The organism is Bacteroides sp. UBA939 (assembly GCF_002293435.1).
Taxonomy (GTDB): domain Bacteria; phylum Bacteroidota; class Bacteroidia; order Bacteroidales; family Bacteroidaceae; genus Bacteroides.
In genome coordinates this window covers 717-20,981 of record NZ_DBDF01000064.1, presented here as the reverse complement: position 1 = coordinate 20,981, position 20,265 = coordinate 717, and the positions used below count along the sequence as shown (strand labels likewise).

The window sequence follows — 20,265 nt, the reverse complement described above, 5'->3', positions numbered from 1 at the left end:
AGGTCTATCCCAAAGGGTTATCGTCAATATCGCTGGAATTGCCGGGGGCAGGTTTATATTCTCCGGTTGCTTCCATGTCAATGGGAGTTTTCAGGAAGACAGCAGAATAATTAGAATCCGCCGTAGCGGTATACGTAGTACCGCGACGGTCAGCACGAGCTTTACCGCCGGCAAATGACGGCGACGTACTTGCCGGCAATCCCGGCTGTCCGAGCATCATTTGACGACCGTCCACGTCCTCAAAGACATAATACCCCTGGGTGTTTTTCACCAGGGCATTGAAAGCATGCATTTCAGGGGTGTTGCCGGGAAAGAAGAATGTGAGCGTTGGCTTAAAGCTGATTCCGTCCGCTTCACCCTGTGGTTCCGCCTTGTAATCGACTTCTCCATCCGTACTGTACAGATATATAGGTTGTGCTACTCCGGAGCCTTCTATGAAAGTGAATGTACCGTCCGCTGTGACCAATCCGGTATTATCTGCCGCATCTTTAGGTAAAGGTACAGTCGGAACCGTGCTGACCGATCTCGCCGGAATAAACAGTACACACGGTTTAAAACCGCCCATATTGTTTTGTCCCATTTTATACATCAGTGGGGCAAAGGCGGGACCGGCCGCCTGAACGGTGTTCGGATCACTCAAATCCAATGACAACAGGTGTTGTACTTCCGGTAACATAATTGCTGCCAGGATGAACAAAAATCCAAGGATAAATAAATGTTTCTTTTTCATTGTGATGTAATATTTGAATTAAACAGGGAGGGGAAAGTCCCCTCCGTTAATTAGGTGTACTGTGCATCAATGGCGACAACTTTACCTGCGGCGACGGTAACCTCTTGATTATTCGGTTTCGTCTTTCCATCCACGTCCTTGAATACAATGGTATGATTCCCCGGTGTAAGACCAATGAAGTACTGACCGTTGGAACGGGTAGACGTTTTGCCGTCAATAGTCCAGGTTCCCGCATCCGTTCCGGTGATATTCACCTGTACAGCGCCTGTCAGACAATAGTCGCCAGCCAGGTCATTGCTTTCGTTCTTCTGCTCGTTCGTACGGAACACTTTCTCGTGCCAGTCGTTGATACGGGTGTCGTAACCGGCTTGCAGCCAGAACTGCCATTCGTTGGGATCCGGATAGATATCGCGGATTTGACAGAACTTTGCAGCAGCTTGTGTGTTGAACGCGAGGTCCATGTTACCGGCTTTCTGCATAATGAGGCGGGAACCTCTACCCAGTGCCTCATGTGTCACAACTTCCAGCGAAGAACAGAAAGCATCTTCGCGTAAAAGTTCAACCATGCGGGCTACACTGGGATATTCCTGCATTTTCAACTTGTTACGCAAAGCTGCACGGGCCGCCTTGATAACAGTTTCCGCACACATCAACTGCGGAATGCCTCCCTGTGAATTGCGTAACGAGTTATGGGCGCCACCGATCCAGTCAACCAGGTTTTCATAAGCGCTGTAGTCATTCTCATTAACCGGCATGGCAAATTCTCCGGAGATCGCCAAGTTGCCGCGTGCGGCATTTACGGCGCCTGAAACGATTAATTTGTCAGCCTTCGTAAAGTAACCGTCAAATGCGCCGCTGGGCGACTTGGAGTCTTCGTCACGCTCCGCATGAAACAAACTGTACACAACGTCTTCGGCATGTGAGGTTGTCAATCCGAATACAATTTTCGTTTCCATCGGGTGTTTCTTCGTGATATTGTTCACGGGTGTTCCGCCGATGATCAACAGTTCGTTATCATCATACTTCTGCGAATTCTCGCGTGTGATGAATACAACATCTTTCGGTTCAATCAGCGAAGGTTCATAGCCGAAGATTTGCTCGAATTCCTTGAATTCCTTGCCAATCTTATAAGACTGGGTGCCACCGGCACGGCGACGTTCATTGATAAGTGAATGCTTGCCTTGCAAGTCCCTTACGTTCAGTTTGAGTATTGCCGCTACTTCTTTCAATGTTGCATAAGGCAACGTACGGAGAGCCTTGTCATAGATAACAAGGCTTTCCTGGAGTTTTGATACATCTACTAATTTCATAAATTAAGGTTTAGATTAATCCCTCTTTTTTAATTCTCTCAGCCATGGTATCGTAATCGTTACCATTCTTTTCGCAGAAAGCTGCCAGGTCTTCTTTCTCGTCGTCACCTTCCGGTTCGGTTTTGGGTTTCAGACCTCGACCTTCATCGGCAGGATTGCTTTTCAGGTTCTTCACTTGCTCTTTAAGCTGGGCGATTTCATTGTCTTTGCTCTCAACACTGCTTTTCAAAGTGCCGATTTCGGTGTCCTTGGTTCCGATGTCCGTTTTCAATTGGGAGACCTCTCCGGCAGAAGCGGTTAGCTTTTCTTCAATGTCTTTTTTCGCCTGTACAAGCGACTCGTTTTCATCTTTCAGACGTTTCATTTCCGCGTCAAGCGACTCTATATGCTCCAGGGAGAGTTCGGTCGTGTCCGCTTTATCGCCTGCAATCTTCAAGAAAGCACAAACTGCTTTCCAGCTTGATTTTAAATTCATAACGTTTAAATTGGATTTGGGTAATTCCGGCACTGATAACGTATCCTTGCCTGCCGCCAGGATAGCAGACGAAGTACGGTCGTACAAGCGTACGGCATTGGAGTTTGCAGGTATGTCAACGATGGAAGCTTCCATCAATTCGCTTTCCGTGATAGTTTCGCGTGTCTGTCCAGGGAGAAGCAAGTCTTTGTTGGCACTTGTGGCAATGATACGGATACCTATGCTTGCGGCGGAGAAAGTCCCGGCTTCGTATTTTGCGGCCACCTCTTTGGAGAGATCATCGACCTTATCGAAAACAGGAATGGCAGAGAGTTCGTCACCGTTAATTTGAATATCCTCCCAATGACCGATAGCTTTGCAGTTTCCCCAGATAGGGGAACCTTCGTCACGAAAATGCATATACAGCATGACCGGATTCTTTTTGAAGGCTTCAATATTGAGACCTGACGTAAGAACCCGGTAACCGTATCTATTAAGTGACGAATCGGAGAGAATGATGCGTTTTTGACTCATTGCATTATTTTTGATGCAATGATACGCAGTTATAGAAAGCTATGGAAGGACGTTAAATCTCTATATAAGGAAGCTGTGGAATGACTTCAGAAGCATTTAATTTCAATTCATACCCCGCCAAACCGGCGGCTGTCTGTTCCGGTACTTCGGCGAAAGTCCCTGTAAGCGGATAATCTTTCGTTCCGAGCATACGTTTATTTCCGTTGGCATCCGTATAACGCAGAATGCAGCCATTGATACAGAACAAACGGTAACGGCTGATATCCAACCGCGTTACCACGTTTGCCGGCAAAATGGTACTGAACTTGTGTTCATAAAGCGTTCCGGCATTGCCGGCGACAGGTGCCGCTGTCACCATCGTATTTCTCCGGTTGATAGGTAACGTGTGCCATTCGGCGGTTTCCTTTTTCCGGATTTCCGCTATTTGGTTGACTACGGAGAAGAGGATTACATCGTCAATACCAAGAATTTCACACTGAATTATACCTCCAATATTATTCATAACTACTTGATTATTAATGTTTGCGCATGTTTTATCACGCTTTTACTTCTGTTTTTACACTGTTTTTGCACGAAAATCGGACAATTAACTACACTTGCTCGGGTTAACTTTTTCGGGTATATTCCCGTTTTTTTTCTTTCGGTCGCATCTTCGTGCGCCACCGGTAGAAATTTTTAAGGAACGCATCTTCGGTAATGCTGGAAATTCCGTACTTGCTCATGAAGGCATGGATACCGACAATGAAGTTTACGCCATAGCGATGCTTTTGCTCATCTACCGTATCGTGCAACTCCGCCCACATAAGCAACTCCAGTTTACGGTTAATGATCATCTGGGAGCGAACCCCGAGAAAATTGTAAGTCTCAGGGCTTTTACCGATAGAACGTGCCGGGAGGAAGATTTCCAGGTTGCCTCTGTCAACCGGATGATCAGCCGGACGTTTCTCCAACAAATCGTAGATTATGTGGTAGATATCTGATGAATCCGGGAAACGAACTGCTGTATCCTGAAAGTTGCAGAACTTTCCGATCAAGTATTCCCGGATATGTGCAGGTACGGTTATCTTGGTAGTCATGTGTCCATTAAAAAATAGTGTGGAGCTAAAGTAGTAAAAATAAGTTGATTATCCTATTATCGGTCTACATTTTCTCTTTCCCACTCACTTACTACCACCCTTGGCGAAACAGTACTATTTTTTTGTGCAATTGTTCTTTTTGTGCGTCAGCGTTATGTAACACACCTGATTATCAACGTTTTACGTCCGTACAAAATGCGCACTTTTTCTGTACGGAATCTCGTTTTGCGTACAAAAAGGCATTTCGTGCGGAAAAGTACAAATCGTACGGTTTCGTACGAAAATCGTGCGGTGTCTAAATATCTGATTTACAACGTAATAAATAGCGAAAAACGGGCTTCCGTACGAAAGTACAGAAATATTTCTATTTTTTAGGTAGGGTGTTTTTATAAAGAAAAGAAATAATAAAAAGAATATATGTCCCCCTCTGCGCTGCGGCTTCGACGTCCGAAAGCACCTTTGTTCAAAACGTTTATATCCAATGAAAGGGGTGAGAGGGGAAACGGCGGACAAAAAAAAGCGGCGGCACTTATGTACCACCGCCAAAAGAATACTCCGCGTTGTGTCTTCTAAGAATACTCCGCCTCGTGTTACCGCAAATCACCCGGATAGAATGTCTGTGATATCAACTCGTACTCACGCGGTAGGCTCTTGACGCCCACTATCACGCAGATACCACGCGCTGCCAGTTCATAAAGCCTTTGTGTGGTGATTACCGACCCGCGAAAATTGTAGCTGCTGCAGAGCACGAAATAAGCCGTAGCGAGGTCGACAGAATAGAGGTCTTTCCGGATGATCTTGGCGGCGTCCGATGCGATCCGGGCGAACCCATGGTAGACGGCCAGGCGTGCGATCAGCTTTTCCCGTTCCTGGGCTGTAGGGGCGATAACTACCTGTATTTTATTCTCTTTTTTTATCATAATATTGTTGTGTATCTCATTTGTTATTCGTATCTTTACAGGGTAATAAATTGGAATACCACGTCCCTTTAAATAAAGGGTGTGATGGTACGATTTTACGCCGTCTGCCGATAGTTGTCGGACTGATATCGGCACAAACCTCCAACAAATCGTACCCATCTTCGTCTCTCCAGGACGGATCGAACAGCATGATAAAGATAGCCACTTTCATAAACAACGGTATAGTAGCCTCGCTGCAATGCTCTTCAGCGCGAAGTTTACCGCCTTCCGGCATTCTGTAAAGCAGCAGATATACCTTGTTATAGAATGCCCTGAAGCGTTCAGGGTTCTGCTCATACAACGGCATGAGTTCGTTTTCGAGTTCTCTTAGTGTTACTGCCATGGCTTAATAATCTATTAGTTTATTACTTGCTGCTGTAAATGGTAACTGCGGTTCGGAATCAGAAGAGGCGTCTTCGGTGATTTCAGGAATGGTTTTACAACCGATAGTGAAGTATTCCACGCCTCCGGACTTATCATCCAGGATAGGGGCGCCGTCTTTATCAAAATGGTGTGGCTTGCCGGTAACCGGGTCATACTTGTTCGGGTTAAAGACATAGCCTTTCCATTTGCAATATAGCTTGATTTTCTTTTTAAAATCCGTAGTGCTGATATATTTTTCCTGCCGGCGGTCATAATTCTTAAACGCATCATAAAGTTCAGGGCGCACCAATTTGGTATTAAGGTGTGCCGGGTCAGAGAAATATTCATCCGCCCAGGAGATAAGCGGTTCGGTGATTTCCTGCCGGAGTTTACGCATCTCCAGGCGTTCGCCCGGCGCCTGAACAACTCCAAAAGTTAGATACAGCTGGATGCAGTTGGCAAGCATGTTCCAGGTCAGGTTCCACTGCTCGTAATCCCATTCGGAGAAGAACAGGCAACCGAAGTCATCCAACGGCTTGTGTACGTCATTGTAGTAGTCGGAGAAGGCAATCAACCATTGGCGATCGGTGTAACTGGAACCGGTTCCCCGGATAGCATGGTTCGTAGGAATATAGATTTTGGCGGACTTGGCGAATGGAATAGTGATACGGCGGCCGCCCTTGTAGTTGATCGTCCAGTCGCCGGTGATGACCGGAAACAGGAACTCAAAGTTAAAACTTCGCAGCACGTCGTCGATGAACACCAACTTGGTGTTTTCCTGCACATCGTTCCAAATAAACTGGTCGGCGAAAATATCGTTTCGCTTTCCGGATATATACGCTGTTGGTGTCACATTGCGCATAAGTTCGCCGATGAGCGACTTTCCGGAACGCCCGTTAGACTCACCGACTTCCGACTGTTTACCGTCCATGCCGATTACGGCACGGGCGACATTGTTGTCTTTCGCCTCCATGGCCATGTAACCGATAGCGCATAGTTTGCTAAGCAAGTGGATGCGGTTTTCGTTCTCTTCCGCTTCTTCGATTTCTTCCGGCTGTTTGCGCCAGGTGAAATTGCTGGCGTTCTCCAGGAACCGAAGGAAGTGGCAGGATTTACCTTCCCGGGTGATATCATAGCTGCATTGCCCGTCTTTCATCTGAAACCGGATCAGCGGCTTGCCTAAGTATTTAGCCGGCACGCCCTTCTTCTGTTCTTCCCAGATGTGATGTGAGATACTTTCGTATCCCATTTCTTTAACCGTGTCCCTTGTGATGTGCCAGCAGTTTTTATCGAAGTAAAGGTATTGGCTTTCCCGGTTCGGCCTGATGAAATTAGGCTCAATGAACCCGAGCAGGGAAAGTTTGTCAGGGCCCACATATTGCGAAACCCCTTTGATCAACATCTCGTTTACCTCTTTTTTGCAGTAATGCTTGGCAAATTGGAACAGGTAGTCCCGGGCATCACTCGCCTCGATGGGGCGAACCACCGGCGGATCCAGGTGAATGAACTGGTAGCTTTTATCCAACCGTCGAAGGCGGCCAAAGCCCCGGTTCTGTAGGAAGTTCTGCGAATTGACATAGCAGAAATCAATTTCCGTGCGTGCATTCCCGGAACGATCGAATTTGGTTTCTTCGTTCCAAAACTTCTCATCATCATCAAAAGGTTGCGCCAGGACAACCTTTCCGGAGTCGTCGAATTTCCACCGGTAGCGGCCGAAAACAAACTCCGGAAGATTTATCAAGACATCCTTATGACGTTCCGCGAACGCTTCATGTGAATGCAAACACCAAAGTTCCGCTATCTTGTGGTCGGTCAGGGTGGTAATCTTGAACATCTCTACGTATTTACCCAACCCTTTCTTATCATTACAAGCAAATTCAATATCTGCTGCCAATTCATCTTCATTGCCTGCAAGCGTATTAGCCAGGATATCATCAAGCCCTTTGTCACCGGCGGAGTTTTTCTGTATATGCCCGATGAATACCTCTACGTAGATATTGCGGTTTTTCAATTCCCGCATATACTCCTTGAAATTCTTTGCTGCATAGTAGAAGTTCCGGGGGCGCTTCTCCACCTGGTCATTGATTTTGATGTTCGCCGAGATGTCGTCCCAGTCCGAGTCAAAGATGAATGCCACTTCTTTAACCGCGCAATTGGTGATAATACGTACCACGTCTTCCGGAAGAGACTTATTCATACCCAGGTTCTGAATGCCTGATACCGCAATCGATGGAATACCGTGCTTGCAAGCCTTTTCCGCTTTCTTCTCTCCCTCTTGAATATACAGGCGCGGGATAGGTGTTTTCTCCTTATACATCCGGCGCAAACGTTCCGGGATATACACCGGCGTTCCGGAACCGGGAGGCGATTTGTATTTAAATGGCTTGCCCTCTTTATCCAAATGGGAGTCCGGGAACTGCCAGCGAACACGGAAGTATTCTTTCTTCTCGTCGATTACTCGCTTCTTGTTGTCCTTACGGTAGTAGGTAACCGGCATCCCGTCCAGGTCATAATATTCAATGATTACATCATCCCCTTGGATGATGGCGCCACGCTCGTCGATGGTGCCGGGGCGAAACGTCCTTGACTCGAAGATTGCCGATTTGTCATCGCTCTTGTAAACCTTGGCGGTGACATCTTCAACGGTCAATCCGGAGGCGGCCAGCATACGCGCGCAATAACTGTCGACATCCACCCCTTTGGCTGCCTTACTGCCTTTTTTGAGTTTCTTTGCCTTCGGTTTCTGAGTCCCCGGTTTCTCATCCAGCAAGACATTAAACTTATTGGCCAGGTATTCAAGCGCCGCGAGATACTCTTTGCCTTCTACTTTCATCAGGTAAGAGAGAGCGCCGCCTCCGTTCACCTCATGGCACGAAAAACACCCGAATACATCTTTCGCCGGATTGATGCTGAATTTCCGGGCTGCCCCGCAACGAGGGCAATCGCAGACATAACTTGTTCCGGATTTGCGGAACTCATGAAAGTCCTGGGCAACGTCAAGCAGCCGCCCTTTGGAGGCATCCGTTATCCGGGTAACATCGTTTTGTGTAAAGTACATAGTCTTTTATATTTCATTCTGCGAATGACGGGATTTTCCTGAAGCTGCAACAGGACTACCGGGTACAGCCGAAACAAACCGGTTCGCATACATTGTATTTCTTCTTATGGGAGCAACCTTTCTGCCAATGCATTTATCTCCGCATCCCACCTTATCTTTTTTACCATCCGATAAAGCGGGTAGTTTGTTATAAAGAGACATAGCATTCTCATCCCTTTATTGTTCTACTTCAAAACTACATTCCACATACTACCCTCATGAACTATCAGATATATGTATAATATCCGATAGTTCATTATCTTCAGTATCTAAATCAAAGACTACGTCGTAATCTTTATCATACTTATTCAATTCTGCAATTAATTCACCTACAGTCATAAATACTCCTTTCTATCTTGTTTTGAGCCATACGGCAGACATCTAACCGCCGTATGGCAATGTGACTATTCAATTATTATCCAGTCATTGGAAAACATGTCCTGCCAGTCAGGTACATAGTTTGTAGCCATACACCCACATTTAGCGTCCGGGTACACAACCAAACATTGTTCCCGATAATGAATTGAGCCATCCGCATGCTTACTGATTTCTTTCTTAGCTGCATCTGGTAGTGATTGCATCTTCGGAACGATATCCGATGCTATATCAGAGTTAATCTGCTTTACTATAAAGCATTTGCCGCCCCATTCTTTACGAGCAATATTAAAACCTCGTTGAAGCGAAACAATCGCTTGCCCAAACGTACCACATTCGTCACTGGTCAATTCTTGATTTTCTGTTGCACCTGTTACATAAGCCGTTTCCAACTCTCCTTTTGAGTAGACACCACTCTGATTTGCTATTCTATCAGAGAACAATACTGCTTTTTCATCTAATGTTTTCATTTTTATCTATGGGTTTTACAAAGCCGCCCAAGGCTATTACTTTTTCGTTTTACGTTAATCTTCATCATACACACAAAGTACTTCCACTTTTCCAATAGAATAGCCTTCCGGATGATACGTGCTCACTATCTTATTCTCAATATCAGTATGTGTAAAACCTATAGGTAAGTTCAGTATCATATCTATAGGATTTTTAAAACTGGTGCGGGAAACATAATTCCCAGTGACTCTTACTTTTGCTTTCTTCATATCTATCCGTTGTAATGTTTTAAAAACTGTTTTACTTTTGGACAATTTTCAGCCCGTTCATACGCTCGGCATAAATCTACCTTGCCGGGGCATGTTGTTTCGCATAAAGATTTTATTGCCCTATCCCGTGAAGCTTTCAATGCCTCATTGATCGCTTCAATAGCTATATCAGTATCTGTTTTCATAATTTTATTCCTTTCTTTATTGTTTTTAATTGATTGGTTTCTCCGCCACTCTCATTACAAGTCTGTCCTTTTCTCCTTTGATATTCAGATGCCATATCCACACCTTGTTCTGTTCAAATTCAACAGTATACAACTGCCATATTTTGATATGGTTATTTGTTCGGACTTGTGACATAATACTTTTAGCACTGATGAAAAACGTCCAAATCGTTTCATCATATTTTAGTGCAGTCTTCAATCGGCTTTTAAACGTTGATTCCACATAAGCTGGGCGATAAGTTTCCTCTTCAATAATTAGTTTCATATCTTTATTGTTATTCTACTAAATCAAAAGTCAAATTTATAGCCCGGCATAGGGCTTCATTTACAATGTCGGTATCTCTGTAATCATACTCAAACAATACATCAACCGATGCGCTGCCGTCATAATCCTTATGGCTGTCGCCGGTAGTCACATTCACTGGAATATTATCTTCAACGATTATTTCTAAAAGTATAGCCAGTACCTTCGAGTTCATTTCAAAATGGTTCTTTATCATAATTCATATTTTTAGTTATGGAAATTGCTTTCTCGCCTTTTCAAATTTTGCCCGCAGCTTCTCGGCATGTTGCGGCGTACAAAGTTCAGGGTCAACCATCACAATGGTATATGCATTAATCCGGAGCGGTACTTTACCAATATCCCTATTTCTCTTCTCCTGTCTGATAGCTTCCAGGGCTTCCGGGTTTTCATTCTCGGATAAATCTGGCTTGATCCGCTTATCCCTGTCTAGGCAAGGGGATAGTGAAGTGACTCTTCTCATAGGTAGAAATATTGTTTGTTGATTAACTATTTGAAATATCAATTTCCCGAGTGCGCGCCAGAACCCGAATTTCGATGCGTGCACGCCTATTGCAGCGAGTATATATCGGATCAGACTTGAAGTCTATTCCTGTAAAAAGGAAAAACACGAGCATAACGGTTGCTAATCTCATTCTTATCAATGGAGAAAGATCGAATGATATATCGAAATGAGTACAGAACCAATAAGCGGAAAGTTCAGCCGCTTTCTGCATACCGGTTTTCAACTTAATTTTCCGAACTGTATTGTCAACGGTACGAGGCGCTATACCAAGAAAACTGGCCGTTTCTTTTTGAGAAGCTCCCCATGCTATGCATTCGAGGACTTCACATTCACGTGAACCGAGTTTAACGTTTGATTTCATATCAGTCAATTTAGAGAGGAAATATCCCATACATCAAGGATGTTATACTCCAAGAACACAGCATTTATCTTTTCATATTTAGTCATGCTGATGTCTACGATACCTCCGTTAAGAAGACTACTAAAATAAGTCAGACGAGAGATTTTGAGAGCGGACATAAGTTTGTCTCTCACTTCTCTTTTTTGTGAGAGAGTAACTTGTAAATAGCCTTTTTTGAACGAATAGCGTTTTTTCGCTATTGCATTTGTTTCGTTTTTATCGTACATTTGTTTCATTGATTTTGAAATATGGTGCAAATATGAGTGAAATTTATCTCATTTCAAAATATTATGAGATAAATTTTAGCCATCAAGTAAGGAATATAATATGGAAAGTTTTAGCCAGGTAAAACAACGGTTAATAGAGTTATGCGATGCATTAGAGCTAACACCAAATGCATTTTCCCTTAAAATAGGGAAAAGTAGGAGTTTTATCAAAGGAATAACTAAAGAAATAGGTTCAGACGCTCTGAGAGAAATTTATCTCACATTCCCCGAAGTTAATATCCTTTGGATAATAACTGGAGAGGGAGAAAAATTTCTCTCATCCGATAAAAATATATCAAATAATAACAATTTAACAAATTATTTGAGAGAAGAAAATAAGAATTTAAAAGAAGAAAACAAACGTCTTATACAAGAAAATGCAGTTCTATCTGCTAGATTGGACTTGTATCACGGGACCATCGCCGAGGTTGCCGGATGACAGTTATAAAAGGCGGGAAATGGAATGAATTTAAAAACAAAGAAACAGATTAAATATTAATTTGAGGTATTAATGAAATAAGAACCCCGAATCACCGAAGTTAGAGTCTGTGACCAAAGCTGTTTCAGAGTATAGTGCAAGATGAAGTTTCCTACAGTAATGTAGTCCGGATGTAGACCGATACTTATGTAATTAGCTGATTATAAGTATTAGAGATACTCCGCCAGGAACCTCAAAGAAACCTTGTAACTAACTGGATTTCAGTATATGGTTACAAGGTTTTTTGTTTTTAGGATTAAAAAGAGGATTAAAACCAACGATTCTCCAATGATTTAAGGGGTTAATAACCCCATCAAATACGCTAAGGTATGAAACCTATATTCAACGAAGAGCAACAAAAGAAGGCTTCTTTTATTTTGGAGAATCCTCTATCCAGGTTATCTGAACTTTATTACAATGAAATAAAGGACTTGGCAGTCATTTGGTGCTACTATTCGGGCAAGATAGAAGGCAATACGTATACCTACGTTGAGACCGAAGCATTACTCAAAGATGGCATTACTTCGGAGAAACGGTACGAAGATGCCAAGATGCTTAAAAACCTCTACAACACGTTCATCTCTGAATTAGAATATATCCATAAAGAAAAAAATCAAGAGATTATAGACGAACGCACTCTTTTTAGAGTACATCAATCTATCTCTACAGAATTAGTATCTAACGAAGAATCGGGGTCACTACGGGCACGAGCAGTTCGTATCAGCGGAACGGATTATATTCCTCCCAAGAATCAGCAAGAAATAGAAAGCAAGCTGAATGAAATTCTTTTTCAGCAAGAAGGATACACCAACCCTTTAGAGAAGGCAGTGTATTTGCATTGCAATCTTGCCCGTCTACAACCTTTCATTGACGGAAACAAACGTACTGCACGAATGATAGAAAGCATTGTTTTAATGAACGCAGGCATAATTCCCGTATATTCTACCAAAGATTCCGATATTCTGAACTACAGAAAGGACTTGATAGCTTTTTATGAAACAGAGGATTACAGCAAATATGCCGAATATTTTCTGAATAGGCAGATAGATCGGATTAAAGAGATACTGTAAATAGCATTTTTTAGTTTACAGCACTTATAAGATGAATTCTGATGTATGCCTATATCATTACTTCTTCATCCTCAATACCCGAATCCCTGTCCAGTTATCGTTGCTTTTCAACATCTGGCCAAGTGCTACTTTAGATACAACCACTTTCTTGTCCTTAGAAGAAGCATGCAACAAGCATAACTTATCATCTACATAGAAAGCAATACCCATGTGAGTTACATCCAAACCCGGAGTATTGGTAGTAATAGCAATGATGTCACCATTCTTAATCCAGGGCAAACCATTGAATTTCACCAGTTCTTCGGGAACAAAGTGAAATTCCTGACCGGACAAAGAACTCTCAATCTCTTTTATTTTAGCCACATTCTCAGGAGAATTGCTTAGATGTTTATACTGTTCGGGATGAGAAGACATATAAGAAAGAGATACTCTCCGAGTGTACGGACTATAAGTAGCTGCCACATCTTCAAGGAATCCTTGGCGTATACCATTGTTTGCCCAGTCTGTATTATAATGTAAGCGGGAAATATATCCGTTTATTTTGCCGTCACGATAACGTATCTTTTGAAGGTTATCAGCAAATTCACCTTCAGCCACCTGACCGTCTTCGGTAGACGAAAGGGACATGGCGAGAGCATATTCAACAAAAGTAGTACAGTCTACTTCGTCACAGTTGATGATAAGTTCCTCCGTACCATCATTTACTTCCAACGTATGCGCCACATAAGGAATATTTAAAAAACTTATTCCATTGTTCAACATAACGTTGCTTTTATCTTCTGTCTGGGCATTGACAGTAGCTACGCAGAGTGCGCTAAGTAAGAGTGTAGTCATTGTTTTCATTATTCTTCGATTTTAAAATAAAAATAAAAAGGATGCAGCAAATGTACTACATCCTTTCCATTAATTAAATAATTATCTGATTTATTTTGTAAATTATTAGCCTGAATAATTCATGCTTTAGGATTTAGAGGAGTTATCAGTCAACAAGTTGGCTTAGGAGTTAAAACCGATAGCCTTGTTATATGCTTCACGGAGTATCGGCTTTAACTCCTTAACTACTAACGAAGTGATAACTACTTTAACTACAGTATGAATAATGCAGATTAGAATGATATTACCCGTTTAGTACTGATAAATTAAATCCTTAAAATCCGTCTTCCTGTCGAATGGTACGATAGAGAAACCATATTCAATAACATTCTCCATACCGGGACGAATCAAATACGGTTCGTGTGCCGTAGCTCCCCAACTATTATCGCCGCCGACACCCATCATGCGATAGTCAATAAACATATCTACCAACTTTTGCGGTAATGGGTCAGTAAGGTGACGATGAACAGTCGCATCGGTACGGGGAGCACCGTTGTCAATGGTTTCGCCGCTATCCAGAGTTTCGAGTAAATAGTTGGAAGCATTGAACTCGAACGTGTGGTCGGCAATAAAAAGTAAACCACCTTTTTGCCTGTTGGTAACGGCACACCAATAGATATCCGTACGGTGTTCATTCTCTTGCGGGCGCATATATGGCTCATACATATCCTTTATTGGAGTCGTATATTCTCCGATGAACTGAGAAGTACGGCGGTCGCAATAGTTTTCTTCCGGTCCACGTCCATAATAGGTGAGTTTGGTAAATACATCCGTCAATTGCATACGCAAACCAACGCGAGGTATCATTGGAATTTCTGTTCCTGTGGCAACAAACCGGTTATCAACCTTAATAATACCGCTGGCAAATACTTTATACGTAATTTCCCAACGGGCATCCGTTTGCGGAAAACGGTAACTTACCTTCACCACAGAATTGCCATCCTGCTTGGAAACGTTGAATGATTCGGCTTTGAGGTCTTGGTAACTTGCTTCTTTCCATGCATTCAGGCGAGTTGGAAGTTTTGCCCCGTAATCATTGTCGGTTGGAGCGCGCCAAAAGAAAGGACGGGGTCCCTGATTATTATTGATATACTCTTGCTTTTTATAGATATAAGATACCAACATTCCACTCTGTTTATCGAAAACAGCTTTAAAGTCACTGCCCGAGAATACAACCTGCGCAGAAACTTCATCCGCTTTAGCAAGATTTTGTTGCAAGGCTTTCTCTTTATGGAAAGGATGGACAGTAATTTGTTCGCAGGCAATTACCGTTTCCACCGGCAGGAATGGTTCTGCATTACGTATAGTTGCGTAGAATTCGACGCAGACATCCCCTGTAGTATTCTTATCTTTAGGAATACCTTGCAGAAACGAACTGGTAACCGTTTTACCCGGGGCGGCACTGATATTATCCATTTTACCTTTATAGATTTCTTTTCCATGTTCGCGGACAATATAATGGAAATCATATTTATTAAGGTTAGTAAATGAAAAATCATTGCGCATCTGTACCGTACAGGTTTGCGGGTCGAACTTAATGAATTTGATATTCTGGTAGACTTTGCCCATCTCGATAGTTTGAGGTTTCACACTACGGTCAGGATATACTATACCATTGATACAGAAATTGCCGTCGGAAGGAGTACCGGTTTCTCCATAATCTCCACCATATGCCCAATATTTACGCCCATCACTTGTTTGGGCGGCAAACCCCTGGTCTACCCAATCCCAGATGCATCCGCCTTGCAGTATCGGGTATTTTTCGATAATGTCCCAATAATCCTGAAAGTTGCCAAGACTATTACCCATGGCATGAGCGTATTCACACAAGATAAGCGGACGTGTCATTTCTTCATTTTGTGCATATCTCTCAATGCTTTGAGGGGATGCATACATTGGACAGTAAATATCCGTATTCCACTCCAACAAGGCACGCTCATACTGTATCGGACGGTTATCGACTGTTTTCAATGTATTATAAGTGACGTAGAAATTCAATCCGTTACCGGCTTCATTACCCAATGACCAGATAATTACGGATGGATGATTCTTGTCGCGTTCGTACATATTCATGGTGCGGTCAATATGGGCATCCATAAACAGTGGATTATTACCCAAAGTACCCCCTACATGTAAGCCGTAACCCATACCGTGGCTTTCGATATTGGCTTCGTCAATAACATAGATACCATACATATCGCAAAGTTCATAGAAACGTTCCTGTTGCGGATAGTGGCAAGTACGTACAGTATTCACATTATACTTCTTCCAAAGTTCAAAATCTTTCAGCATAAGCTCTTCCGGTACATAGTGTCCGGTGTACTCATTATGTTCGTGGACATTTACCCCTTTTACAAGAATGGGCACACCATTTACCATGAGTTGCTTGTCTTTGATTTCTATCGTACGGAAACCTACTTTGCAGCTTGTTGCTTCTATCACTTCACCGTTGGTACGTTTCAGGCTGATGACAAGCGTATATAAATAAGGTGTTTCCGCTGTCCATTGTTTCGGACTCTTTATTGTTTTCGGAGTAAACTCCGCTTCAGTCTGATTATTTTCTACGCGTGTGGAAGATTGTGCTATTTGTTGGTCGTCATTATCCAGCAGACGATAAGAAACCATATATGGAGTCTTGATGTCACTCTCATTGGCGAGCTTCACTTTCAGCTTTAGAATACCATCTTTATAATATGTATCCAGCGGAGTCTCCACTTTGAAATCGGCGATATGAATTTTGGGTGTAGCATAGAGATAAATATCTCGTTCGATACCACTGATGCGCCAGAAGTCCTGACACTCTAAATAATTAGCATCCGAGAAACGATGCACCTGAATGGCAATAATGTTTTTGCCCTTCTTTGCCATAGCAGTGACGTTAAAGCGGGCGGGAGTCTTGGCATCCTTACTCATTCCAACAAATTTGCCGTTGATATAATAGAAGGCTGCACCACGCACACCATCGGCGCTGAGAAAGATTTCTTTTCCGTCCCAGTCATTTCCCAGAGTAAATTCACGACGGTAAGTACCGGTTGGATTCCATTCTTTGGGCACATAAGGCGGATTAGGTTTATCCCAATAAGGCTCGTATCCCCTGGAACAGAATTCATAAGGGTGATTTACGTAGATCGGGGTACCGAAGCCTTGCAACTCCCAGTTGCCCGGCACGTTAATGTTCGGCCAGCTACTGACGTCGGTACGCTCGTTCATAAAGTCCGTTGGACGATCTGCGAAGTTTTCCACGTAGTTGAACTTCCATTTCCCATTGAGAGAGAAACGGTATGTCCCGTTTATACGGTCATTGATGATGGCGTCTTCTTCACTGCTGTATGAAGTGAATGTACTCCGGGGTGCTTCCTTGTTGATGTCTGTCAGTTGGGGGTTCGTCAACTGTTCATAACGATTCTCTTGTGCCTGAAGGGCAAAAGGAAGTAATGCGAGATAAGTGATAAAGGTTAGTTTTTTCATATACTTTTATAGTTTTACTGTTTTTCAAATTTCAATCCGTCACGCAACCATTTTTCCAGTTCGCCGGTCCACTGACGTTTGTAGGTGAAGTTATCACGAAAGCCCCATCCATGTCCGCCAATAGGATAGATATGCATGGAAACCGGAACGTTCTGACCGTTAAGAGCCATGAAGTAGCCGATGCTGTTCATGGGAGGCACTGCGCCGTCATCAGCGGATAGTACAATGAAAGCCTGCGGCGAACGAGGTGATACACGTCGTTCGAGCGAATATGCTTCTTCCAGTTCTTTCATCGGATTATCTCCAAGAAGATTCTGACGGGAGCCTCCGTGAGTGATACCCGGTACCATAGAGATTACGGGATATAGCAGAATCTGGAAATCCGGACGGGTTTCTTCGCTACTGTAAAGAGTAGAGAGTGAAGCTGCCAAATGTCCACCTGCCGATGCTCCCATAACACCTACGCGATTGGGATTGACGCCCCATTCTGCTGCGTTCCGGCGTATCAGGCGAATTGCTTGTTCGGCATCAGAGAGAGGAACTTCCCGATGGCCATTCGGCATTCGATACTTCAAAACAACATAAGTAATTCCTTGTGCATTGAACCAGGATGCCATGTCGTGGCCTTCGTGGTTCATTGCTAAGCGGGCATATCCGCCACCCGGACACATAAGGATAGCCATACCGTTGGGGTTTGCCGGACAATAAACCGTGATAGTGGGCTTGACGACATTGGCCACACGCCCTCCGTTCAAGTCTTCCTGGTCACCTGTCAGCCCATTTGTATTAGGGATTCCATTAGGCCATAAGGGAATTTCAACAGGTTCCTGCGCGGAAAGCAGCGTAGTCATAAACAGTGCTGTAATTAATAAAATTGTTTTCATATTAGAGTTTATAAGATTCATTTTTGTACTACTGCAAATAATGCAGATTAACGGTTTACTTTCATAGAAGCTTTGATAAAGTAGATTATCAGCAGTGCGTAAGCGCCCAATGCCAGTACTTCAGACCATGTATTATTCACCCACGCATAGTTCATCAGGTCGGTACCGCCAAAGCGTATTGCAGCACTGACTACACCCATCAGAGCACCACCTGCAATAAAACCGGATGCCAGCAATGTTCCCTTTTCGCCGCGTTCTGCATTGAGGGCAGCATTCTTACTGCGGCTTGTTACATACCAGTTAACGGCACCACCCACTACAAGCGGAACGTTCAATCCTAATGGAAGGAACATACCTAAGGAAAATGCCAAAGCGGGAATTTTGAATGCGTTCAGTATAATGGCAAATATTGCACCGATACCATAAAGTAGCCATGGAGCACCTCCGCCGTTCATTAACGGTTCAATTACTGCTGCCATTGCCTTGGCCTGCGGAGCATCCAATTTACCACTTGTAAACCCATAAGCATCGTTCAATATAATCATTACACCTCCCACTGTGGCAGCCGAAACGATTGTTCCGAGGAACTTCCATGTTTGTTGTTTGGCAGGTGTACTTCCCAACCAGTAACCAATCTTCAGGTCAGTGATAAAGCCACCCGCCATAGATAGTGCCGTACAAACAACACTACCCATAATCAATGCTGCCACCATACCTTCGGGACCTTTCAAACCTACAGCTACCATCACAACGGATGCCAAAATCAGCGTCATCAGTGTCATACCGGATACCGGATTTGTTCCTACAATTGCAATGGCGTTAGCGGCTACAGTCGTAAACAGGAAAGTTATACCTGCTACCAATACGATAGCTACAATTGTATGCAACAGATTGCCTTGCATTACATCAAAGTAGAAGAATAATGTCACAAGTACCAGAGTCAATATAGATCCGATAGCGATAATCTTCATGGAAATATCGCGTTGCGTGCGTTTTATGATAATTTCCGCATTCGACTTTCTACCCATTTCTTTGGCAGCCAGTCCTACGGCGCTTTTAATAATGCCCCATGACTTGATTATACCGATGATACCTGCCATAGCGATACCGCCAATACCTATGCTCTTTGCGTAGTGATTAAAGATCGCTTCGGGAGTCATACTACCTATGGTAGCTGTGATGTCCGGATTCCATTGATTCAGTACGCTGTCTCCCCAAATCATGGACATGCCCGGAATAATAATCCACCAGACCGTCAATGAACCGATACAGATGATAGAAGCATATTTCAATCCGATAATATAACCCATACCGAGTATGGCAGCACCCGTATTTATTTTAAATATTAATTTGGCTTTTTCCGCCAGCATTTCACCAAAACCAACTACACGTGTGGTAAAGTTCTCGTTCCACCAGCCGAATGTAGCCACAACAAAATCATATAAACCTCCGATGATACCTGCCATTAGCAGTGGCTTTGCCTGATTACCGCCTTTCTCGCCCGATATAAGGACTTGTGTGGTTGCTGTAGCTTCGGGGAAAGGATATTTGCCGTGCATGTCACTAACGAAATATTTACGGAACGGAATGAGGAAGAGGATACCCAGCACACCTCCCAGCAATGAACTGATGAATACTTGTGTAAAAGTAACGGTGATTTCTTCAGGATAGGCTTCTTGCAAGATGTACAAAGCGGGCAGAGTAAAGATGGCGCCTGCCACGATGACGCCTGAACTGGCGCCGATGGATTGGATAATTACGTTTTCACCCAGTGCATTTTTACGTTTGGCAGCATTTGACACACCGACAGCGATGATTGCGATAGGGATAGCCGCCTCAAATACTTGTCCTATTTTTAGACCCAGATAAGCCGCTGCGGCGGAAAAAAGGATAGCCATTGCGATACCCCATAATATGGACCAGAGATTTACTTCCGGATACTTCTTGTCGGGACTCATCAGTGGGTTGTAGACTTCGCCCGATTTGAGTTCACGAAACGCATTCTCCGGCAAGCCGGCCAGTTTCTCTTCTTCTTGTTTCATAGATTTTAAATTACTTTGTTATGTTTATTGCTATTATATCGACTATTATATCCAAATCAGCTTCAAAGAAAGCAAAAAAAAAGGAGAATCAAAAAAATTCTCCTTTATTCTTAAAAGCTGTTTTGAATTTATTCAGT

22 protein-coding genes are annotated in these 20,265 nt (G+C 43.4%); 2 read left to right on the top strand and 20 right to left on the bottom strand.

The window, feature by feature from the left end:
* Nucleotides 1–4: 4 nt before the first annotated feature.
* From B2Z67_RS04280 to B2Z67_RS04205, 16 genes are all read right to left on the bottom strand, one after another.
* Entirely contained in the window at nucleotides 5–730 is a 726-nt protein-coding gene (locus B2Z67_RS04280) for a hypothetical protein (protein ID WP_291528584.1), read from the bottom strand.
* A 50-nt stretch (nucleotides 731–780) separates the two neighbouring features.
* Nucleotides 781–2,040, bottom strand: coding sequence for a carboxypeptidase regulatory-like domain-containing protein (locus tag B2Z67_RS04275; RefSeq protein ID WP_291528583.1), 1,260 nt, complete (start codon nucleotides 2,038–2,040; stop codon nucleotides 781–783).
* 10 nt (nucleotides 2,041–2,050) lie between these two features.
* Nucleotides 2,051–3,028 carry a hypothetical protein gene (locus tag B2Z67_RS04270; RefSeq protein WP_291528582.1) on the bottom strand — a complete coding sequence of 326 codons (978 nt, stop codon included), beginning with the start codon at nucleotides 3,026–3,028 and terminating at the stop codon, nucleotides 2,051–2,053.
* A gap of 52 nt (nucleotides 3,029–3,080) precedes the next feature.
* The gene (locus tag B2Z67_RS04265; protein ID WP_291528581.1) at nucleotides 3,081–3,530 is read right to left on the bottom strand and encodes a hypothetical protein; all 450 of its coding nucleotides are present in this window, start codon (nucleotides 3,528–3,530) and stop codon (nucleotides 3,081–3,083) included.
* A 103-nt stretch (nucleotides 3,531–3,633) separates the two neighbouring features.
* Nucleotides 3,634–4,104: a hypothetical protein gene (locus B2Z67_RS04260; RefSeq protein WP_291528580.1), complete on the bottom strand. Its 471-nt coding sequence runs from the start codon at nucleotides 4,102–4,104 to the stop codon at nucleotides 3,634–3,636.
* A gap of 590 nt (nucleotides 4,105–4,694) precedes the next feature.
* Nucleotides 4,695–5,024, bottom strand: a complete 330-nt coding sequence (locus B2Z67_RS04255; RefSeq protein ID WP_291528579.1) for a hypothetical protein — start codon at nucleotides 5,022–5,024, stop codon at nucleotides 4,695–4,697.
* A 16-nt stretch (nucleotides 5,025–5,040) separates the two neighbouring features.
* Nucleotides 5,041–5,406, bottom strand: coding sequence for a hypothetical protein (locus B2Z67_RS04250; RefSeq protein ID WP_291528578.1), 366 nt, complete (start codon nucleotides 5,404–5,406; stop codon nucleotides 5,041–5,043).
* 3 nt (nucleotides 5,407–5,409) lie between these two features.
* The gene (locus tag B2Z67_RS04245; protein ID WP_291528577.1) at nucleotides 5,410–8,484 is read right to left on the bottom strand and encodes a primase-helicase family protein; all 3,075 of its coding nucleotides are present in this window, start codon (nucleotides 8,482–8,484) and stop codon (nucleotides 5,410–5,412) included.
* Nucleotides 8,485–8,927: 443 nt separating this feature from the next.
* Nucleotides 8,928–9,368: a Thoeris anti-defense Tad2 family protein gene (locus tag B2Z67_RS04240; protein WP_291528576.1), complete on the bottom strand. Its 441-nt coding sequence runs from the start codon at nucleotides 9,366–9,368 to the stop codon at nucleotides 8,928–8,930.
* Between the two features lie 54 nt (nucleotides 9,369–9,422).
* Entirely contained in the window at nucleotides 9,423–9,548 is a 126-nt protein-coding gene (locus B2Z67_RS04235; RefSeq protein ID WP_291528575.1) for a hypothetical protein, read from the bottom strand.
* Between the two features lie 71 nt (nucleotides 9,549–9,619).
* A complete protein-coding gene (locus tag B2Z67_RS04230; RefSeq protein ID WP_291528574.1) occupies nucleotides 9,620–9,802 on the bottom strand; it encodes a hypothetical protein in 183 nt (60 codons plus the stop codon).
* A gap of 25 nt (nucleotides 9,803–9,827) precedes the next feature.
* Nucleotides 9,828–10,106, bottom strand: coding sequence for a hypothetical protein (locus B2Z67_RS04225; protein ID WP_291528573.1), 279 nt, complete (start codon nucleotides 10,104–10,106; stop codon nucleotides 9,828–9,830).
* Nucleotides 10,107–10,116: 10 nt separating this feature from the next.
* The gene (locus B2Z67_RS04220) at nucleotides 10,117–10,341 is read right to left on the bottom strand and encodes a hypothetical protein (RefSeq protein ID WP_291528572.1); all 225 of its coding nucleotides are present in this window, start codon (nucleotides 10,339–10,341) and stop codon (nucleotides 10,117–10,119) included.
* 15 nt (nucleotides 10,342–10,356) lie between these two features.
* Nucleotides 10,357–10,605, bottom strand: coding sequence for a hypothetical protein (locus B2Z67_RS04215; RefSeq protein WP_291528571.1), 249 nt, complete (start codon nucleotides 10,603–10,605; stop codon nucleotides 10,357–10,359).
* A gap of 22 nt (nucleotides 10,606–10,627) precedes the next feature.
* On the bottom strand, nucleotides 10,628–11,008 hold the full coding sequence (locus tag B2Z67_RS04210) for a LuxR C-terminal-related transcriptional regulator (protein ID WP_291528570.1): 381 nt from the start codon (nucleotides 11,006–11,008) through the stop codon (nucleotides 10,628–10,630).
* Nucleotides 11,009–11,013: 5 nt separating this feature from the next.
* Complete coding sequence (locus tag B2Z67_RS04205; RefSeq protein ID WP_291528569.1) at nucleotides 11,014–11,283, bottom strand: hypothetical protein; 270 nt, start codon at nucleotides 11,281–11,283, stop codon at nucleotides 11,014–11,016.
* Nucleotides 11,284–11,374: 91 nt separating this feature from the next.
* On the opposite strand from B2Z67_RS04205, the gene B2Z67_RS04200 reads away from it, so the two are divergent.
* On the top strand, nucleotides 11,375–11,752 hold the full coding sequence (locus tag B2Z67_RS04200; RefSeq protein WP_291528568.1) for a hypothetical protein: 378 nt from the start codon (nucleotides 11,375–11,377) through the stop codon (nucleotides 11,750–11,752).
* Between the two features lie 368 nt (nucleotides 11,753–12,120).
* The gene (locus B2Z67_RS04195) at nucleotides 12,121–12,861 is read left to right on the top strand and encodes a Fic family protein (RefSeq protein WP_291528567.1); all 741 of its coding nucleotides are present in this window, start codon (nucleotides 12,121–12,123) and stop codon (nucleotides 12,859–12,861) included.
* A 57-nt stretch (nucleotides 12,862–12,918) separates the two neighbouring features.
* On the opposite strand, the gene B2Z67_RS04190 is transcribed toward B2Z67_RS04195, so the two are convergent.
* The 4 genes from B2Z67_RS04190 to B2Z67_RS04175 all read right to left on the bottom strand — a co-directional run bounded on the left by B2Z67_RS04190 (nucleotide 12,919) and on the right by B2Z67_RS04175 (nucleotide 20,128).
* Nucleotides 12,919–13,704: an N-acetylmuramoyl-L-alanine amidase-like domain-containing protein gene (locus tag B2Z67_RS04190; RefSeq protein ID WP_291528566.1), complete on the bottom strand. Its 786-nt coding sequence runs from the start codon at nucleotides 13,702–13,704 to the stop codon at nucleotides 12,919–12,921.
* Between the two features lie 282 nt (nucleotides 13,705–13,986).
* Nucleotides 13,987–17,202 carry a glycoside hydrolase family 2 TIM barrel-domain containing protein gene (locus tag B2Z67_RS04185; protein WP_291528565.1) on the bottom strand — a complete coding sequence of 1,072 codons (3,216 nt, stop codon included), beginning with the start codon at nucleotides 17,200–17,202 and terminating at the stop codon, nucleotides 13,987–13,989.
* A 14-nt stretch (nucleotides 17,203–17,216) separates the two neighbouring features.
* Nucleotides 17,217–18,086 carry an alpha/beta hydrolase gene (locus tag B2Z67_RS04180; RefSeq protein ID WP_291528564.1) on the bottom strand — a complete coding sequence of 290 codons (870 nt, stop codon included), beginning with the start codon at nucleotides 18,084–18,086 and terminating at the stop codon, nucleotides 17,217–17,219.
* A 47-nt stretch (nucleotides 18,087–18,133) separates the two neighbouring features.
* Nucleotides 18,134–20,128 (bottom strand): OPT family oligopeptide transporter, encoded by a 1,995-nt coding sequence (locus tag B2Z67_RS04175; RefSeq protein ID WP_291528563.1) that lies wholly within the window; start codon nucleotides 20,126–20,128, stop codon nucleotides 18,134–18,136.
* Nucleotides 20,129–20,265: the final 137 nt, after the last annotated feature.

Bases quoted from the DNA above. Each gene is read 5' to 3' on its own strand.
- B2Z67_RS04270 (WP_291528582.1), bottom strand. From the start codon at position 3,028: ATGAGTCAAAAACGCATCATTCTCTCCGATTCGTCACTTAATAGATAC.
- B2Z67_RS04180 (WP_291528564.1), bottom strand. From the start codon at position 18,086: ATGAAAACAATTTTATTAATTACAGCACTGTTTATGACTACGCTGCTT.
- B2Z67_RS04190 (WP_291528566.1), bottom strand. From the start codon at position 13,704: ATGAAAACAATGACTACACTCTTACTTAGCGCACTCTGCGTAGCTACT.
- B2Z67_RS04215 (WP_291528571.1), bottom strand. From the start codon at position 10,605: ATGAGAAGAGTCACTTCACTATCCCCTTGCCTAGACAGGGATAAGCGG.
- B2Z67_RS04210 (WP_291528570.1), bottom strand. From the start codon at position 11,008: ATGAAATCAAACGTTAAACTCGGTTCACGTGAATGTGAAGTCCTCGAA.
- B2Z67_RS04240 (WP_291528576.1), bottom strand. From the start codon at position 9,368: ATGAAAACATTAGATGAAAAAGCAGTATTGTTCTCTGATAGAATAGCA.
- B2Z67_RS04260 (WP_291528580.1), bottom strand. From the start codon at position 4,104: ATGACTACCAAGATAACCGTACCTGCACATATCCGGGAATACTTGATC.
- B2Z67_RS04275 (WP_291528583.1), bottom strand. From the start codon at position 2,040: ATGAAATTAGTAGATGTATCAAAACTCCAGGAAAGCCTTGTTATCTAT.
- B2Z67_RS04230 (WP_291528574.1), bottom strand. From the start codon at position 9,802: ATGAAAACAGATACTGATATAGCTATTGAAGCGATCAATGAGGCATTG.
- B2Z67_RS04220 (WP_291528572.1), bottom strand. From the start codon at position 10,341: ATGATAAAGAACCATTTTGAAATGAACTCGAAGGTACTGGCTATACTT.
- B2Z67_RS04280 (WP_291528584.1), bottom strand. From the start codon at position 730: ATGAAAAAGAAACATTTATTTATCCTTGGATTTTTGTTCATCCTGGCA.
- B2Z67_RS04205 (WP_291528569.1), bottom strand. From the start codon at position 11,283: ATGAAACAAATGTACGATAAAAACGAAACAAATGCAATAGCGAAAAAA.
- B2Z67_RS04225 (WP_291528573.1), bottom strand. From the start codon at position 10,106: ATGAAACTAATTATTGAAGAGGAAACTTATCGCCCAGCTTATGTGGAA.
- B2Z67_RS04255 (WP_291528579.1), bottom strand. From the start codon at position 5,024: ATGATAAAAAAAGAGAATAAAATACAGGTAGTTATCGCCCCTACAGCC.
- B2Z67_RS04175 (WP_291528563.1), bottom strand. From the start codon at position 20,128: ATGAAACAAGAAGAAGAGAAACTGGCCGGCTTGCCGGAGAATGCGTTT.
- B2Z67_RS04235 (WP_291528575.1), bottom strand. From the start codon at position 9,548: ATGATACTGAACTTACCTATAGGTTTTACACATACTGATATTGAGAAT.
- B2Z67_RS04245 (WP_291528577.1), bottom strand. From the start codon at position 8,484: ATGTACTTTACACAAAACGATGTTACCCGGATAACGGATGCCTCCAAA.
- B2Z67_RS04250 (WP_291528578.1), bottom strand. From the start codon at position 5,406: ATGGCAGTAACACTAAGAGAACTCGAAAACGAACTCATGCCGTTGTAT.
- B2Z67_RS04185 (WP_291528565.1), bottom strand. From the start codon at position 17,202: ATGAAAAAACTAACCTTTATCACTTATCTCGCATTACTTCCTTTTGCC.
- B2Z67_RS04195 (WP_291528567.1), top strand. From the start codon at position 12,121: ATGAAACCTATATTCAACGAAGAGCAACAAAAGAAGGCTTCTTTTATT.
- B2Z67_RS04200 (WP_291528568.1), top strand. From the start codon at position 11,375: ATGGAAAGTTTTAGCCAGGTAAAACAACGGTTAATAGAGTTATGCGAT.
- B2Z67_RS04265 (WP_291528581.1), bottom strand. From the start codon at position 3,530: ATGAATAATATTGGAGGTATAATTCAGTGTGAAATTCTTGGTATTGAC.